Annotated in this window: 15 protein-coding genes; 14 read left to right on the forward strand and 1 reads right to left on the reverse strand. The window is 65.0% G+C overall.

Features of this window, described 5'->3' with window-relative positions:
- Positions 1 to 98: 98 nt before the first annotated feature.
- From argS to RHPLAN_RS18545, 12 genes are all read left to right on the forward strand, one after another.
- Positions 99 to 1,868, forward strand: a complete 1,770-nt coding sequence (gene argS / locus RHPLAN_RS18490; protein ID WP_068020628.1) for an arginine--tRNA ligase — start codon at positions 99 to 101, stop codon at positions 1,866 to 1,868.
- Between the two features lie 23 nt (positions 1,869 to 1,891).
- On the forward strand, positions 1,892 to 3,631 hold the full coding sequence (locus tag RHPLAN_RS18495; RefSeq protein WP_084245149.1) for an SPOR domain-containing protein: 1,740 nt from the start codon (positions 1,892 to 1,894) through the stop codon (positions 3,629 to 3,631).
- Positions 3,632 to 3,684: 53 nt separating this feature from the next.
- Entirely contained in the window at positions 3,685 to 4,701 is a 1,017-nt protein-coding gene (gene nagZ / locus RHPLAN_RS18500; RefSeq protein ID WP_068020632.1) for a beta-N-acetylhexosaminidase, read from the forward strand.
- Complete coding sequence (locus RHPLAN_RS18505) at positions 4,698 to 5,531, forward strand: segregation and condensation protein A (protein WP_442971822.1); 834 nt, start codon at positions 4,698 to 4,700, stop codon at positions 5,529 to 5,531. Before nagZ ends, RHPLAN_RS18505 begins: the two co-directional genes overlap by 4 nt.
- Positions 5,532 to 5,557: 26 nt before the next feature.
- Complete coding sequence (gene scpB / locus RHPLAN_RS18510; RefSeq protein WP_084245151.1) at positions 5,558 to 6,496, forward strand: SMC-Scp complex subunit ScpB; 939 nt, start codon at positions 5,558 to 5,560, stop codon at positions 6,494 to 6,496.
- Between the two features lie 233 nt (positions 6,497 to 6,729).
- The gene (locus RHPLAN_RS18515) at positions 6,730 to 6,981 is read left to right on the forward strand and encodes a twin-arginine translocase TatA/TatE family subunit (protein WP_068020636.1); all 252 of its coding nucleotides are present in this window, start codon (positions 6,730 to 6,732) and stop codon (positions 6,979 to 6,981) included.
- Between the two features lie 142 nt (positions 6,982 to 7,123).
- On the forward strand, positions 7,124 to 7,627 hold the full coding sequence (gene tatB, locus RHPLAN_RS18520) for a Sec-independent protein translocase protein TatB (RefSeq protein ID WP_068020638.1): 504 nt from the start codon (positions 7,124 to 7,126) through the stop codon (positions 7,625 to 7,627).
- 47 nt (positions 7,628 to 7,674) lie between these two features.
- Complete coding sequence (tatC, locus tag RHPLAN_RS18525; protein ID WP_068031456.1) at positions 7,675 to 8,436, forward strand: twin-arginine translocase subunit TatC; 762 nt, start codon at positions 7,675 to 7,677, stop codon at positions 8,434 to 8,436.
- Between the two features lie 152 nt (positions 8,437 to 8,588).
- A complete protein-coding gene (serS, locus tag RHPLAN_RS18530; RefSeq protein ID WP_068020641.1) occupies positions 8,589 to 9,887 on the forward strand; it encodes a serine--tRNA ligase in 1,299 nt (432 codons plus the stop codon).
- On the forward strand, positions 9,887 to 10,651 hold the full coding sequence (gene surE / locus RHPLAN_RS18535; RefSeq protein WP_068020643.1) for a 5'/3'-nucleotidase SurE: 765 nt from the start codon (positions 9,887 to 9,889) through the stop codon (positions 10,649 to 10,651). Before serS ends, surE begins: the two co-directional genes overlap by 1 nt.
- Before the next feature lie 17 nt (positions 10,652 to 10,668).
- Entirely contained in the window at positions 10,669 to 11,316 is a 648-nt protein-coding gene (locus tag RHPLAN_RS18540; RefSeq protein WP_068020645.1) for a protein-L-isoaspartate(D-aspartate) O-methyltransferase, read from the forward strand.
- A 372-nt stretch (positions 11,317 to 11,688) separates the two neighbouring features.
- The gene (locus RHPLAN_RS18545; protein WP_237180176.1) at positions 11,689 to 12,978 is read left to right on the forward strand and encodes a LysM peptidoglycan-binding domain-containing M23 family metallopeptidase; all 1,290 of its coding nucleotides are present in this window, start codon (positions 11,689 to 11,691) and stop codon (positions 12,976 to 12,978) included.
- A gap of 176 nt (positions 12,979 to 13,154) precedes the next feature.
- Here RHPLAN_RS18545 and RHPLAN_RS18550 read toward each other — a convergent pair whose 3' ends face one another.
- Positions 13,155 to 14,093, reverse strand: a complete 939-nt coding sequence (locus tag RHPLAN_RS18550; protein WP_084245153.1) for an ATP-binding protein — start codon at positions 14,091 to 14,093, stop codon at positions 13,155 to 13,157.
- Positions 14,094 to 14,313: 220 nt separating this feature from the next.
- Here RHPLAN_RS18550 and yajC point away from each other — a divergent pair, with 220 nt between their 5' ends.
- Both yajC and secD read left to right on the forward strand, forming a co-directional pair.
- On the forward strand, positions 14,314 to 14,661 hold the full coding sequence (gene yajC / locus RHPLAN_RS18555; protein WP_068020647.1) for a preprotein translocase subunit YajC: 348 nt from the start codon (positions 14,314 to 14,316) through the stop codon (positions 14,659 to 14,661).
- Between the two features lie 34 nt (positions 14,662 to 14,695).
- Entirely contained in the window at positions 14,696 to 16,297 is a 1,602-nt protein-coding gene (gene secD, locus RHPLAN_RS18560) for a protein translocase subunit SecD (protein ID WP_068020648.1), read from the forward strand.
- The last annotated feature ends 45 nt before the right edge of the window (positions 16,298 to 16,342 follow it).

Consider the following 16,342-nt stretch of genomic DNA (forward strand, 5'->3'; position numbering starts at 1 on the left):
TCAGCGGGAGGGCGTTCCCTTCACACGGGAGAGGTCGTAGGTTCAAAGGCAGCTTCGGCCTCGCCCCCCACACGACGATTTGCTATCACCCGCGCCGCATGAACGTTTTCCAGGTCTTCACCCACCACGTCCGCACCGCCGTCGAAGCGCTGGCCAAGGCCGGCGCTGTTCCAGCGGGCCTCGATCTGTCGCGTATCGTCGTCGAGCCGCCGCGCGAAGCGAGTCACGGCGATCTGGCGACCAACGCCGCCATGGCGCTCGCCAAGGATGCCGGCATGAAGCCGCGCGACTTGGCCGAGAAAATCGCGGCGGAACTCGCCAAGCTGCCGGAGGTCAAGAAGACCGAGATCGCGGGCCCGGGCTTCATCAATCTGGCGCTCGATCCGTCGGTGTGGCGCGAGGCGCTGGCGGATGCGATCCGCGCTGGAGCGGATTACGGCAAGAGCACCATCGGCGCCGGCAAGCCGGTGAACGTGGAATATGTCTCGGCCAATCCGACCGGTCCGATGCATGTCGGACATTGCCGTGGTGCGGTGTTCGGCGATGCGCTTGCGAACCTGCTCGCGTTCTCGGGCTTTGGCGTGACCCGCGAGTACTACATCAACGACGCCGGCGCCCAGGTCGATGTGCTGGCGCGCTCGGCGTTCCTGCGCTACCGCGAGGCGCTCGGCGAGAACATCGGCGAGATTCCGGAGGGCTTCTATCCCGGCGACTATCTGAAGCCGGTCGGCGAGGCGCTCAAGGCCGAGTTCGGCGACAAGCTCAAGGCCATGAGCGAAGACAAATGGCTGCCGCTGGTTCGCGGCAAAGCCATCGCCATGATGATGACCGCGATCAAGGAAGACCTGGCCGCGCTCAACGTGCAGCACAATGTGTTCTTCTCCGAGCGCTCGCTCATTGAAGGGGCCGATCAGGTCGGCGCCACGATCGATGACTTGCGCGCCAAGGGGCAGGTCTATGAAGGCCGGCTGCCGCCGCCCAAGGGCGCGCCTGTCGAAGACTACGAGGACCGCGAGCAAACGCTGTTCCGCGCCACTGCGTTCGGCGACGACGTCGACCGCCCGCTGAAGAAGTCGGACGGCAGCTACACGTACTTTGCCTCCGACATCGCCTATCACAAGTCGAAGTTCGATCGCGGCTTCCGCGACATGATCGATGTGTGGGGCGCCGATCACGGCGGCTACATCAAGCGCATGAAGGCCGCCGTGAAGGCGGTGAGCGGCGATACGGCTGAGCTCGACGTCAAGATCGTTCAGCTCGTGAAGCTCAGCCGCAACGGCATCGAAGTGAAGATGTCGAAGCGCTCCGGTGAGTTCGTGACGCTGCGCGAAGTGGTGGAGGAGGTGGGCCGCGACGCGGTGCGGTTCATGATGCTCTACCGCAAGAACGACGCGGTGCTGGATTTCGACTTGGCCAAGGTGATCGAGCAGTCGAAAGACAATCCGGTCTTCTATGTGCAGTACGGCCACGCCCGCGGCCATTCGATCTTCCGCAACGCCGCCGAGCAGATGCCCGGCCTGCCGATCGATGCGGCCAACTGCACGGTCGATCTCGCCAAGGCCGAGCTCAACCGGCTCGACGACTCGGCTGAATTATCGATCATGCGCAAGATCGCGCTGTACCCAAGGCTCGTCGAAGCCGCCGCGGTGGCCCATGAGCCCCACCGGGTGGCTTTCTACCTCTATGATTTGGCAAGCGAATTTCATGCCCAATGGACAAGAGGGACAAATTCGCCTCATTTACGCTTCATTATCCTCGATGATCCATTACTTACTGTGGCCCGCCTCGCACTGGTCCAAGGCGTGGTCACCGTTCTCGCCTCGGGGTTGAGGATGCTAGGGGTCGGGGCGCCTGGGGAGATGCGGTAACTCGGAGCCTATTGGCGCGGTCCATGCAGAGGGGCATGGGCTGGGACCTTGGCCTGGACGGCCTCACGGCCGCCGAGAGTACCGGAATCGGATTTAGTATGGCGGATAACAACACCTCGCGTTTCCGATCGAGCGATGCCTTTGGGGGCGGCTCGGGTTCCACTGCGCCTGCAAATGACCCGCTCGCCGAGCTGGCTCGGCTGATCGGGCAGAACGATCCTTTTGCCGAATTCGGCTCGCGCCCGAGCGAGGCCTTGCCGGACCCGCAGGGCGCCTACGAGCAATATCCGACGCAGCCCTATAGCGAGCCGCCCACCCAGGCCTATCAGCCGGAGCCGGTGCCGCAGTTCCCGGAGGACCTGCCGCCGCTGCGGTTTGGCGGAGCCTCGCAGCCTCAGCAGGCGGCGCCCGGCGAATGGCCGGACCTGCCTGCGCCATCGAATGCCTACCATCAGCCTGCCGAAACCTATGGCCTGCCGCCGCCGATGCGTCCGGTCCCGGGTTTCGAAGTGCCGGTGATCCCCGAGCCGGTGAGCCACGCGCCGGCTGACGACTACTATCGCTCGCCGCCGCCGTTCGATGCGCCGCCGCGCACGGCGGCTGATCCGCTGCCGAGCTTCCTGACCACGCCGGGGCATCCGTCCCAGCCGTCGTTTGCGCAGCAGCCATACGTCCAGCAGCCGGGAATCTATCCGCCGCAGGCGGACGCCGGCGCGATGCCTGCACCGCACGATGACGAGTTCTATGACGACGCGCCGCGCTCTCGCCGCAAGGGACTGCTGACGGTCGCGGCTGTACTGTCGCTAGCCGTGGTCGGTACTGCTGGCGCCGTGGCTTATCGCAACTACTTCGGCGGCCCGGGCACGTCGGGTCCGCCACCGGTGATCCGCGCCAGCGCCGACCCGAGCAAAATCGCGCCGCCGCCGTCAACCAAGGCGTCGTCCGATTTCACCAAAGACAACTACGAGCGCTTCCCGGAGCGCAGCAAGGACGAGCGCCTCGTCGGGCGTGAAGAGAAGCCGATCGATCAGAAGGATCTGACGCGCGCGCAGCCGGCGTCGGTTGCGACGCCGCCGGCGCGGCAGGCTGGATCTGCGCCGCCGTTCGCGATCGGTCCGACACGTCAGGTGCGGACCGTGCCGATCACGCCAAATTCGGGCGATATGGCGGTGAATACGCCTTCGACTTCGCCTGATACGGCGATGCTGTCGTCACCGCCGCCGGCCTCGCGGCCGGGTGGCGTTCAATTCCCGCCGCCGCCGAGCCGGCAGGTCGCGGAGGCCAGGACCGAAACGCCCGCGCCGTCGCCGTCCTCGCGCTCGACGCCGTCGCGGACCAGCAACTCTGCACGCCAGCAGTCGGCGCCCGTGACCTCCGGCAATGCGCCGCTGTCGCTGAGCCCGGACAGCCAGGATAGCTCCCCGCCGCCGCAGGCTTCGGCCTATCGCGACGCCACGCCGCCGGTGCGGCAGGCCAACGCCGCTCCTGCGCCGCGCGTCACGGCTTCGGCCGGTGGCCGTTTCCACGTGCAGGTGTCTTCGCAAAAGAGCGAGAGCGATGCGGAGTCTTCGTTCCGTGGCATCCAGTCGAAATATTCCAGCGTGCTCGGCGGCCAGCCGCACGTCATCCGCCGGGCCGATCTCGGAACCAAAGGCACATACTATCGCGCCATGGTCGGGCCGTACGCCACCCGTGAGCAGGCTGTAAAGGTCTGCAGCAGCCTGAAGTCGGCTGGCGGCGATTGCGTTGTGCAAGCCAACTGATTTGGCGGGTTCGTTAGCTTGACCCTCCGGCGCGGCGCACGTAAGCCGCGCCGATGGCGCAACGTGCATTCATCACAGGATTGGCCGGAACCAAGCTGTTGGACGAGGAACGTCAGTTCCTGCGTGAAGCCCAGCCGTTCGGTCTGATCCTGTTCAAGCGGAACGTTGAGGATAAGGCTCAAGTCGTTGAGCTTGTTGCTGAAGTTTTACATGAACTGGCGCCGGACGCGCTCGTCTTGGTCGATCAGGAGGGTGGCCGGGTCCAGCGGTTCGGTCCACCCCACTGGCCGGCCTATCCACCGGGTGCGGTGTTCGGGAAGCTCTACGATCGCGATCCGAAGCTCGGCTTGGCGGCAGCCCGGCTTGGCGCGAGGCTGATGGCCTCGGACCTCCTGCCGCTCGGCGTCAACACCGACTGTGTCCCGCTTGCCGACGTGCCGGTCGTGGGCTCCGACCGCGTGATCGGCGATCGTGCCTATGGCGAGACCCCTGAGAAGGTCGCCGCGATCGCCGCGGCCGTTGCGGAGGGTATCGCTGCCGGCGGCATGCTTCCGGTGCTCAAGCACATCCCCGGCCACGGCCGCGCCAATGCCGACAGCCATCTCAAGCTGCCGGTGGTCGACGCCGACCGGGCCACGCTCGATGTCGCCGACTTCGCCGCATTCCGTCCACTGAAAAAATTGCCCTTGGGAATGACGGCTCATGTGGTTTTCACGGCCTTCGATCCCGTGCTACCCGCAACGACGTCCCCGGTGATGATACGCGAAGTGATTCGCGGCTCAGTCGGGTTCGAAGGTTTGTTAATGGGTGATGACGTGTCGATGGGGGCGTTGTCGGGGTCGATCGCCGAGCGTGCGCGGGCCTCGCTGAAGGCGGGCTGCGATCTTGTCCTGCATTGCAACGGCAATATGGACGAGATGCGCCAGGTCGCGGCCGAAGCGCCTGAATTAACCGGCGAAGCGTTGAAGCGTGCGCAGCGGGCGCTAAATGCGAGGCGGCAGCCCGAAGCGCTGGATATCGAGGCCGCGCGGCGCGAGTTCGCCGCCATGATCGATGGATACGTGGCTTGATGACCGAAGCCGTACCGTTTGAAGCAGACCTGGCTGACCGCGCCTCCGACGAACCGGCGCTGGTCGTCGACGTCGAGGGCTTCGAAGGTCCGCTCGACCTGCTGCTTGCGCTGGCGCGGCAGCAGAAGGTCGATCTCGCTAAAATTTCGGTGCTGGCGCTCGCCGAGCAATATCTCGCCTTCATCGAGGCAGCGCGGAAGGTTCGTCTGGAACTCGCCGCCGATTATCTGGTGATGGCGGCTTGGCTCGCTTACCTGAAATCGCGGCTGCTGCTGCCCGAGCCCGCGACGCCCGATGGTCCGTCGGCCGAAGACATGGCCAATGCGCTCGCCTGGCGGCTCAAGCGCCTGGAAGCGTTCCGGGAGGTTTCGGATCAGCTGATGCAACGGCCGCAGCTGCAGCGCGACGTGTTCCAGCGCGGCGACCCGGAACCGATCTCCGACATCAAGCATCCGCAGTGGACGGCGACGCTCTACGACCTGCTGTCGGCTTATGCCAAGCAGCGTTCGCAAAACGCCTTCAACCATGTGCAGTTCAAGAAGCGCAACGTCTGGGCGCTTCAGGAGGCGCGCGAGATTCTCGAGCGGATGGTCGGCGCAGCCACCGACTGGGCGCCGCTCGACAAGTATCTGTTCGAGTACCTGGTGGAACCTTCGATGCGGGCCACCGTATTTGCGTCAAGCTTGGCGGCCACCTTGGAGTTGGTTCGCGAAGGCCACCTCGAGTTTCATCAGCAGCAGGCCTTCGCGCCGATTTATCTGCGTAAGCGTGATGCCGCGGGTCTCGCGGCGGTCGAATCAGGTGCGGGATCCCCGCGGGCGACGGAATAATGGATTCAGTAGGGAGCTTCGGAGGCATGGCGGCATTGGCGGAACGTCGGATCATCCCCCACGAGGAACTCAAGGCCCGGGCCGAGGAGAAGTCCGAGGCGCAGGCGCGTGCCCAGGAGGCTGCGCGCGCCGAGGAGGCTGCGCGCGCTGAAGAGGCCGCCCGTGCCGAGGAAGCGGCCCGCGCCGAAGAAGTTGCTCGCGCTGAAGAGACCGCCCGCTCTGAGGAAGCTGCTGGCGCGGAAGAAGCTCATGCCGAAGAGGAAGCCGACGCCGACGCGGAGGAAGGGGCCGAGACCGAGGTCGCGGCTGAGCCCGGCGCGCGTCCGGAGCATTTCCGTCTTCTCGAAGCAGTGCTGTTTGCGGCCTCTGCGCCGATCGACGAGAAGACTCTCGCGGCGCGCATGCCCGAAGGCGTCGATGTCAAGCAGGCGCTGCGCGACCTGCAGATGGAGTACGCGCCCCGCGGCGTGAACCTCGTTCGCATCAACGGCAAGTGGACGTTCCGCACGGCGCGCGATCTGTCGTGGCTGCTCACCAAGGAAGCCACGGTTCCGAAGAAACTGTCGCGGGCTGCCGTGGAGACGCTCGCCGTCATCGCCTATCACCAGCCGGTGACGCGCGCCGAGGTCGAGGAAATCCGCGGCGTGGTGATGTCGAAGGGCACCTTCGACGTTCTCATGGAAACCGGCTGGATCAAGCCGCGCGGGCGCCGCAAGGTGCCGGGCCGGCCGATTACTTACGGCACGAGCGAGGACTTCCTGTCGCACTTCGGTCTTGAGGGCCTGAGCGACCTGCCGGGTCTCGAAGAACTGAAAGGCTCGGGGTTGCTCGATCACCGTCTGCCGCCAGGTTTCGCGGTGCCAATGCCGTCGGACGACCCGACGCTGCACGACGACGAGGATCCGCTGGAGCCAGGCGATCTCGACCTGGGCTTGGCGCCGCCGCCCGAGCGTATCGAGGAATAATCGGGCGCTTTCGGTGATCAATGCTGCGGGTGCGTGCGCAAAGCGCGTTCGCGCGTCTTCGACGCGCTCTGGTGCGCACCCCGCACGGGTTCCCCAGGACTTTGAACGGATTAGCTATATTGCCGCGGGTCCGGGATTAACGCTCCTGGTCATCCTTGTTTTTGCGGCTTTTGCGTCCTAGGTTCCGGCAAATCCCGTAGCGCGGCAACCGCCTACCGGTCCGGAGGACGAAAATGGGTACGTTTAGTTGGGTCCACTGGCTGCTGGTCGCCATCGTTGTGATGATTCTGTTTGGCGGTCGCGGCAAGATCTCGTCGCTGATGGGCGACTTCGCGCAAGGCATCAAGGCGTTCAAGAAGGGCATGTCGGAGGACGACACCGCCAAGGTCGAGACGCCGTCCGAGCCCAAGACGATCGACGCCAAGGGCGATCCGCTCAAGCAGCACGCCCAGACCGAGCGCAAGTTCGAGGGCACCACGGGCTGATCGGCCGGGCGCCCGGTTCGTGTCGGAGAAATGCGGGGCGCCGGCCGTCGAGGCTTGCGCCCCTTGCTGTTTGTAAGAGCATGATCGCGGAAAGCGCGGGGGCGGTTTTTCCGGCGGCGGTGTGCTCTGTTAGAAGGCGAACATGTTCGATATCGGTTGGAGCGAGTTTGTCGTGATCGGCGTGGTGGCGCTGATCGCCATTGGTCCGAAGGAATTGCCCGGTGTGCTGCGCACGGTCGGCCAGTACATGGGCAAGGTCCGGCGCATGGCGTCCGAATTCCAGAGCCAGTTTCAGGAGGCGATGCGCGAGGCCGAGATGGCCGACATCAAGAAGTCGGTCGACGAGATGACCGACGCCGCCACCAAGCAGTTCACCGATTTCGATCCGATCGGCACCGTGCGCAAGGAGATCAACAGCCTCTCGTCGCTCGATCCGATGAAGGATACGCCCTCGACCGCGAGTGCCTCGCCCGAGGCCGCGTCGCCGAGCATCCCGGCGCCGGTTTCTCCCGAGACCACGATCCCGCAGCCGGATCATGCCGACACCGCGATCGCCGCCGAGGCGCCCCAGCCGGCCGCCGCGACGCACGACGCCCCGCATGAATCCAAGCCGCATGAAGCAAAGCCTTCGGGGAGCGGCGCGTGATCAGCGACGACGACGAGAAGGAAATCGAGGCGTCGAAAGCGCCCCTGATGTCCCACCTGATCGAGTTGCGGGCGCGGCTGATCAAGGCGCTGGCGGCGTTCGCCGTGGCCTGCGTCGGCTGCTTCTTTTTCTCCTCACAAATCTACAACATCCTGATCTGGCCCTATGTCTTTGTCGTGGGCTCAGACAAGGCCAAGCTGATCTATACGCAGCTCTTGGAGTTGTTCTTCACGCACCTGAAGCTGTCGATGTTCGGCGCAGCCTTCATCGCGTTCCCGATCATCGCCAGCCAGATCTACATGTTCGTCGCGCCCGGCCTTTACCGGCACGAGCGCAAGGCCTTCGTGCCATATCTGATCGCCACGCCGATCTTCTTCGTCATGGGCGCGATGCTGGTCTATTTCGTCGTGATGCCGATGCTGGTGCGGTTTTCCGTCAGCATGCAGCAGATGGGCGGCGACGGGCAGGCCGAGATCGCATTGCTGCCCAAGGTCGGCGAATACCTGTCGCTGATCATGAGCCTGGTGCTGGCCTTCGGCATCGCGTTCCAGCTTCCGGTGATTCTGACCTTGCTCGGCCGGATCGGCATCATCACCTCGCAGATGCTGAAGGAGAAACGGCGCTATTTCATCGTCATCGCCTTCATCATCGCCGCGGTGCTGACCCCGCCGGACGTGCTGTCCCAGATGTCGCTCGCGATCCCGCTGCTGCTGCTCTACGAAGGCGCGATCTGGTCGGTGCGGATAGTAGAGAAGAAGGCCGCGCAGGACGCCGCAGCCGCGGGCGGTGAGGTGAAGCCGGCGGAGTAGGGCGCAGAAGCCCTTGTCCGTTCCTTCCCGCGCATAGCCGTCTGAAGGACGGCCTCGCATCGCTCGCATACCGCGTGGGCCAGGGTTACATTGCGCGGACCAAGCGCGTTATAAGGTCGCGCAGATTCCTTCGAACTGGCCGTTATTGCCCCATGCACGACATCCGCTTCATTCGCGAACACGCCGCCGAATTCGACAAGGCGCTGAACCGGCGCACGCTGGACGCGGATTCAAAGAAGCTATTCTCGTCGCAGAACCTGCTCGCCATCGACGAGCGGCGCCGCGCCGCGATCCAGAAGTTCGAGCAGGCCCAGGCCCGGCGGAACGCCGCTTCCAAGGAGATCGGCCAGGCCAAGGCCAAGAAGGACGAGGCCACGGCACAGAAGCTGATGGTCGAGGTCAATGAACTGAAGACGACACTTCCGGCGTTCGAGGACGAGGCCAAGGCCGCTGAGGACGAGCTGAACAAGGTTCTGGCCACGATCCCGAACCTACCGCTCGCCGAGGTGCCCGATGGCGCCGACGAGCACGGCAATGTCGAGCACCACAAGTACGGCGCCAAGCGCGAGTATGCGTTCACGCCGAAGCAGCACTTCGAGTTGGGCGAAGCGCTCGGGATGATGGATTTCGAGACGGCGGCCAAGCTTTCGGGCGCGCGTTTCGTGGTGCTCAAGGGCGCCCTGGCACGTCTGGAGCGCGCGCTTGGCCAGTTCTTCCTCGACGTGCACACCGGCGATCACGGTTACACCGAGGTCAATCCGCCGCTGCTCGTCAGCAGCGATACGATGTTCGGCACGGCGCAATTGCCGAAGTTTGCCGAAGACCAGTTTCGCACCACCTCGGACCTCTGGCTCATTCCAACAGCCGAAGTTTCGCTGACGAACCTAGTGCGCGAATCCATCGTCGACGACGCGCAGCTGCCGATGCGGCTCACCGCCTGCACGCCGTGCTTCCGCGCAGAGGCGGGCGCGGCGGGCCGCGACACCCGCGGCATGATACGGCAGCACCAGTTCACCAAGGTCGAGCTCGTTTCCATCACCACGCCGGAGCAGTCGAAGGACGAGCACGAGCGGATGCTCGCGTCTGCCGAGGAGGTGCTGCGCCGACTTGGGCTGCACTATCGTGTCGTCACGCTCTGCACCGGCGACATGGGCTTCGCCTCGCAGAAGACGTACGATATCGAGGTGTGGCTGCCCGGCCAGAACATGTTCCGCGAGATCTCGTCGTGTTCGGTGTGCGGCGACTTCCAGGCCCGGCGCATGAATGCGCGCTACCGCGGCAAGGACGGCAAGCCGGCCTTCGTGCACACCCTGAACGGCTCGGGCGTCGCGGTCGGCCGTGCGCTGGTCGCGGTGATGGAGACCTATCAGGAGGCCGATGGCTCCATCACGGTGCCGGAGGCGCTCGCGCCCTACATGGGCAGCCTCAGGAAGATTGAGAAGAAAGCATAATGCGAATTCTCGTCACCAACGACGACGGCATCCACGCGCCGGGCCTCAAGATCTGCGAGGAGATCGCGCGCGCCTTGTCCGACGACGTCTGGGTCATCGCGCCGGAGCACGATCAGTCCGGCGTGTCGCATTCGCTGTCGCTCAACGATCCGCTGCGGCTGCGCACCATCAGCGAGCGGCACTATGCCGTGAAGGGCACGCCGACCGACTGCGTCATCATGGGCGCGCGGCATGTCCTGTCGGACAAAGTGCCCGATCTGGTGCTCTCCGGCGTCAACCGTGGCCGCAACGCTGCGGAAGACGTGCTCTATTCGGGCACGGTCGCGGGCGCCAAAGAGGCTTGCGTGCTCGGCATTCCGTCGTTCGCGCTGTCGCAGGCGCATTCGGCACAGAACAAGCTCAACCCGTTCTGGCAGACCGCGGTCAAGCACGGGCCGGACATCATCGCCCGCGTGCTGAAGCAGGGCATTCCGCGCGACGTGCTGGTCAACGTCAACTTCCCGGACTGCGCGCCCGGCGCAGTGAAGGGCATCGCCGTCTCGTCGCAGGGCAAGCGCAACCAGCAGCTTCTGCACATCGATGCGCGCCACGACGGCCGCGGCAATCCGTATTACTGGATCGCCTATGAGCGCGGCGTGAAGCCAAATGTAAAGGACGGCACCGACCTCGCGGCGCTGAACGACAACCGCATTGCGGTGACGCCGCTGAGGCTCGATCTCACCGATCAGCCGTTCCTGACCAAGCTCGCGGAATTGTTTCCGTAAAAATCACGAGACACGCCATGACGGGCGACGAAAGCGTGCAGCGGATGGAGTTCATGCTGACGCTGCGTCGCCGCGGCATCACCGACCAGGCGGTGCTGCGTGCGATGGATGAGGTGCCGCGCGAGCATTTCGTCGAGGCGCAACATGCGGGGTTCGCATATGCCGACCAGGCGATGCCGATCCCCTGCGGCCAGACCATCAGCCAGCCCTTCATTGTCGCCTACATGACCGAGCAGCTTCAGGTGCGCGACAATCATCGCGTGCTCGAGGTTGGCACCGGTTCGGGCTATCAGGCCGCGGTGCTATCGAGGCTGGCTCGCGAGGTGATCTCGATCGAGCGCTACCGCACGCTGGCGGATGCCGCGCGCACGCGGCTGAAGACGCTCGACTACAACAACGTCGATGTGGTGGCGGGGGACGGTTTTGCCGGCGAGCCGAGCCGGGCGCCGTACGACCGCATCATCGTCACCGCAGCGGCCGAGAACGTGCCGCAGGCCCTGACGGAGCAGCTTGCCGAAGACGGCATCATGGTGATCCCGCTCGGTCCGCAAGAGGGGCACCAGGAACTGGCGCGGCTGACCAAGACCAAGGGCTGGCTCAAGCGCGACAATCTGATCCCGGTGCGTTTCGTGCCGCTGTTGCCCGGCAGGGCGAGGGAGCTTTAGCGACAGCCTGTGGAGCCAAGCGGAACGCCGCTGATCCGGGACCGTCAACCATTGTGGCGGTAACGGACTCCGCTCCGGAGAATATGGCCGAGTGTCTCACGTTTGCCGTTAGGGTTGAGGGAGTCTTTAAAATTTAAACGGTTATTTACCCGCGCGTTGTTAACTGACCACTCGTTGTGTTGCGTATGAGTGGGAACGCCAATGCGTCGCGTCGCCGAGCCTCGTTGCTGGCTTGCTGTGTTCCGTTTTGCCCTGTTGGGTTCGATTTCGGTGACGGCTGCGGCCTGTAGCACCGACACCCACCGGTTCGATTCCAATCCTTTCAACAATCGCCCTCAGGCGTCTTCGTCCTCGTATGAGGCCACCGGTTCGGTGCCTCAGGCGCAGCCGCAGCGCCATTCGGTCGTGCAGGGCGCGGCGCTGCCGCCGCCCAACGCGCCGTATGCCAGCGCGCCCAATACCATGGCGCCACAGACCCGTCCGGCCATGACCAGCCAGGCTGGCGGTTCGCCCGGCATGGCGTCTTATCATCCGGGCGGCACGAGCGCCGAAATGGCTCCGCCGCCTCCGGCCCGTGCCGCCGCGCAGTCCACGCCGCGCTCCGGCTGGAACTGGGAGGGCGGTACTGCGATCACGGTCCAGCAGGGCGACACCATCGACGGCATCGTGCGGCGCTACGGCGTGCCGGCGTCGGCCATTGCCCAGGCGAACAACCTGCCGAACGGCTCGGCGCTGCGGCCGGGTCAGCGGCTGGTGATCCCGAAATACGAGTCGACCGGGAGCACAACCATGGCCAGTGCCGGGCCGAAGCCCGCCATGCCGATCGGCATCCCGCCGTCGAACGCGCCGGCCGTGGGCGGCCAGCACGTCCACATCATCGCGCCCGGCGAGACGCTGATGAAGCTGTCGCGGCAGTACAACAAGCCGCTGGTCGAGATTGCTCGTGCCAACCACATACCGGCGTCGACCATGGTGAAGGTCGGCGACCGCATCATCATTCCGGGCGTGCGCGGCGCGCCGCCGCAACACCTGGCGGCCCGGCAGACCGTGCCGCAGCCCGCACCGGTCGCGACGATCCCGGCAAAGCCCGCGCCTTCGTTTGCGCAGCCCCAGATCGCTCAACCGAAGATCGCGCAGCCGAAGGTCGCAGCGCCCGTTCCGCAACGGGTCGCGACCGTGCCGGCTGCGCCAGTCGCACAGTCGACCGCCAACGTTGTGACGCCGGCTGCAGAAAATCCCGAGCCGCCGAAGGCGAGAGACGCAACCGCGGGCTTGCCATCGTTCCGCTGGCCGGTGAATGGCCGCGTCATCCAAGCGTTCGGGCCGAAGCCTTCGGGCCAGCAGAATGACGGTCTCAACGTCTCGGTGCCGGAGGGCACGCCGATCAAGGCGGCCGAGGACGGTGTCGTGGCCTATGCGGGCAACGAGCTCAAGACCTACGGCAATCTGGTGCTGATCCGTCATGCCAACGGTTACGTGACCGCTTACGCGCATGCGAGCGAGATACTGGTCAAGCGCGACGACACCGTGAAACGCGGCCAGATCATCGCCAAGGCGGGTCAAACTGGCAGCGTTAACGCGCCGCAGGTGCATTTCGAGATCCGCAAGGGCTCGACGCCAGTCGATCCGGCGCCGTTCCTGAACAAGGGCGGGGCGGGTTAGTAACCGCTCGTACCGGCGCAGCCATTTCCATTTAACGCGTCGTCATCGCCGGGCTTGTCCCGGCGATCTCGACAATGGAAACACAGTGCCCGCCAAACCAAGATCGCCGGGACAAGCCCGGCGATGACAGCTGAGTTGGTTGAGCGTTCCCTCAGGGCGGCTGAGACGCGGCGATATTACCCGCTCAGCTTCACGCCCAAGCGTCCGGCAACATCCTGCACGTATTGCCACGCCACGCGTCCCGAGCGCGAGCCGCGCGTGGTCGACCATTCCAGCGCCTCGCGGCGCAGATCGTCCTCGCCGATCGGAATCTTGAAATGGCTGACATAGCCGCCGACCATCGCGAGGAATTCGTCCTGGCTGCAGCGATGAAAGCCGAGCCACAGGCCGAAGCGATCCGATAGCGAAACCTTCTCCTCGACGGTCTCGCCGGGATTGATCGCGGTCGAGCGCTCGTTTTCCATCATGTCGCGCGACATCAGATGGCGGCGGTTCGAAGTCGCATAGAGGATCACGTTCTCCGGCCGGCCCTCGATGCCGCCATCGAGCACGGCCTTCAACGACTTGTAGGACGTGTCCTCAGCGTCGAACGAGAGGTCGTCGCAGAACACGATGAAGCGGTAAGGCTGGGGCCGCACCAGGGTCATCAGGTCGGGCAGGCTCTCGATGTCCTCGCGATGGATCTCGACGAGCTTGAGATTGCCGCGCGCGATCGATTTATTGACTTGCGCATGCGCGGCCTTCACCAGCGACGACTTGCCCATGCCGCGTGCGCCCCAGAGCAGCGCGTTGTTGGCCGGCAGGCCCTTGGCGAAGCGTTCGGTGTTCTCCATCAGGATGTCGCGCATCCGGTCGATGCCCTGAAGCAGCACCATCTCGACGCGGTTGACGCGGGGCACCGGCACCAGCCGCGAGCCCTTCGGCTGCCAGATGAAGGCATCGGCGGCGTCGAAATCCGAAGCGGCGTGGCCGGGCGGTGACAGCCGTTCCAGAGCTGCCGCAATCCGGCCGAGCGTGTCGGGCGAGAGCGTCGGAGCGGTGGCGGATTTGGACTTTGCGGCGGGCTTGGAGGGGGCCTTGGAGCGGGACTGAGAACTCGGTTTGGATTTCGCCATTGGGATGCCTTCGGTTGGCCGCTCCCTTAGCCGCTGGGCGCTATGGTCGCAAGGCGGCAGAATCCGGAAAACATTGACTGTTTAAGCCCTTTGGCCGCATTGGGCGGCGTTGCAATTGGGCCGTTGGCGGCTATATTCCGCGCACCTTTCGGGCGCCCAAGCGGCAGCGGGCGCCGCCGGGCCAAGACAGCCACCAACCCGCCGCCAGAGGCCCTTCTCCATGTTCGTGACACCCGCATTTGCCCAGGCCCCTTCGCTGTTCGGGGGTGGCGACAACATGCTGGTGTCGCTGCTGCCCTTCATCCTGATCTTCGTGATCATGTATTTCCTGATCCTGCGGCCGCAGCAGAAGCGCCAGAAGCAGCACCAGGAGATGGTCAAGAACGTGCGCCGCGGCGACACCGTGATCACAAACGGTGGGCTCATCGGCAAGGTCACCAAGGTGGTCGATGACGAGCAGATCGAGATCGAGGTGGCGGACGGTGTTCGCGTGCGCCAGGCGAAGTCGATGCTGGCTGACGTGCGGGCCAAAGGTGAACCGGTGAAGGAGGAGGGCGCGTCGAGCTGATCGCCTTGCGACCGGTTGCGACCGCTTCACGCCGATGCTCCATTTCTCGCGCCTTAAGGCACTCGGAATCATTCTGACCACGCTGGTGGTCTGCGCCTTCGCGATCCCGAACTTCTTTCCTGAGAAGACCGTGCAGGGTTGGCCGCAATGGGCCCAGCGCCACATCGTGCTGGGTCTCGACCTGCGCGGCGGCGTCAGCATCCTGCTCGAGGTCGACACCAACGAGGTCCGCAAGGACAAGGTCAATTCACTCCGCGAGGATGTTCTCCGCGTGGCGCGCGAGAACCGGCTTGGCGGCGCGCCGACCATCCGCGGCAACACCGTCGAGTTCCGTGTCCGCCAGGGCGTCGATCCGGCGCTCGCCTTGCAGAAGATGCGCGAGCTGTCGCAGCCGATGGGCGGCGTGCTCAGCACCACCGGGCAGCGCAATCTTGAGGTGGTCGACGCCGGCAACGGCCTGATCCGCTTGACGCCGACCGAGCCTGCGATCGTCGAGCGCGTGCGGCAGGCGGTCGACCAGTCGATCCAGGTGCTTGAGCGGCGCCTCAATTTCTCCGGCACGGTCGAGCCGTCGATCCAGCGTCAGGGCATCGACCGCATCCTGGTGCAGGTGCCGGGTCTCAGCGACCCGCAGCAGATCCTCGAGATCCTGAACAAGACCGCCAAGCTGGAATTCCGGCTGCTCGATATGTCGATCCCGCCCGAGCAGGTGGACCCCAACAATGTCCCGCCGGACTCCGAGCTGCTGTCCGGCGCCGATGCCGACAAGGCTCAGAAGTACCTCGTCGAGAAGCGCGTGCTGGTCTCTGGCGCTGATTTGACGGATGCCCAGCCGGGCTTTGATTCGCGCACCAGCGAGCCGATCGTCAGCTTCCGCTTCAACAACAACGGCGCGCGGCGGTTTGCCCAGGTGACCACCGAGAACGTCGGCAAGCCATTTGCCATCGTGCTCGACAACGAGGTGCTGTCGGCGCCCGTGATCCGCGAGCCGATCCTGCAGGGATCGGGTCAGATTTCCGGCAGCTTCACCGTGGAGTCTGCGACCAAACTCGCAGTCCTGCTGCGCGCTGGCGCATTGCCCGCAAAGCTCACCGTGATCGAGCAGCGCGTGGTCGGCGCGGGGCTTGGCCAGGACTCGATCGAGAAGGGCACGAAGGCATCCTACCTGGGTGCTGCGCTCGTCGTGATCTTCATGTTCGTGACCTACGGCCTGTTCGGCCTGTTTGCCAACATCGCGGTGCTGTTCAACGTCGCGATGATTTTCGGCATTCTGTCGCTTCTGAACGCGACGCTGACGCTTCCCGGCATCGCGGGCGTGGTGCTGACCGTCGGCATCGCGGTGGACTCCAACGTGCTGATCTATGAGCGCATCCGCGAGGAGGTGCGGGCCGGGCGTACGCCCATCATGGCGATCGACGCGGGCTTTGCCCGGGCGCTTGCCACGATCATGGACTCCAACATCACCACCTTTATTGCCGCCGCAGTGCTGTTCTACATCGGCACCGGGCCGGTGCGCGGCTTCGCCGTCACGCTCGGCATCGGCATCGTCACCACGGTCTTCACCGCCTTCACGCTCACCCGCCTGATCGTGGCGATGTGGGTGCGCTGGTGGCGGCCCAAAACCGTGCCGATCTGATCTCGTGTCTGATCTTTTGTCCGGTCTCTTGCCGATCCGAGCAAA

This window comes from Rhodoplanes sp. Z2-YC6860, from assembly GCF_001579845.1.
Classification (GTDB): domain Bacteria; phylum Pseudomonadota; class Alphaproteobacteria; order Rhizobiales; family Xanthobacteraceae; genus Z2-YC6860.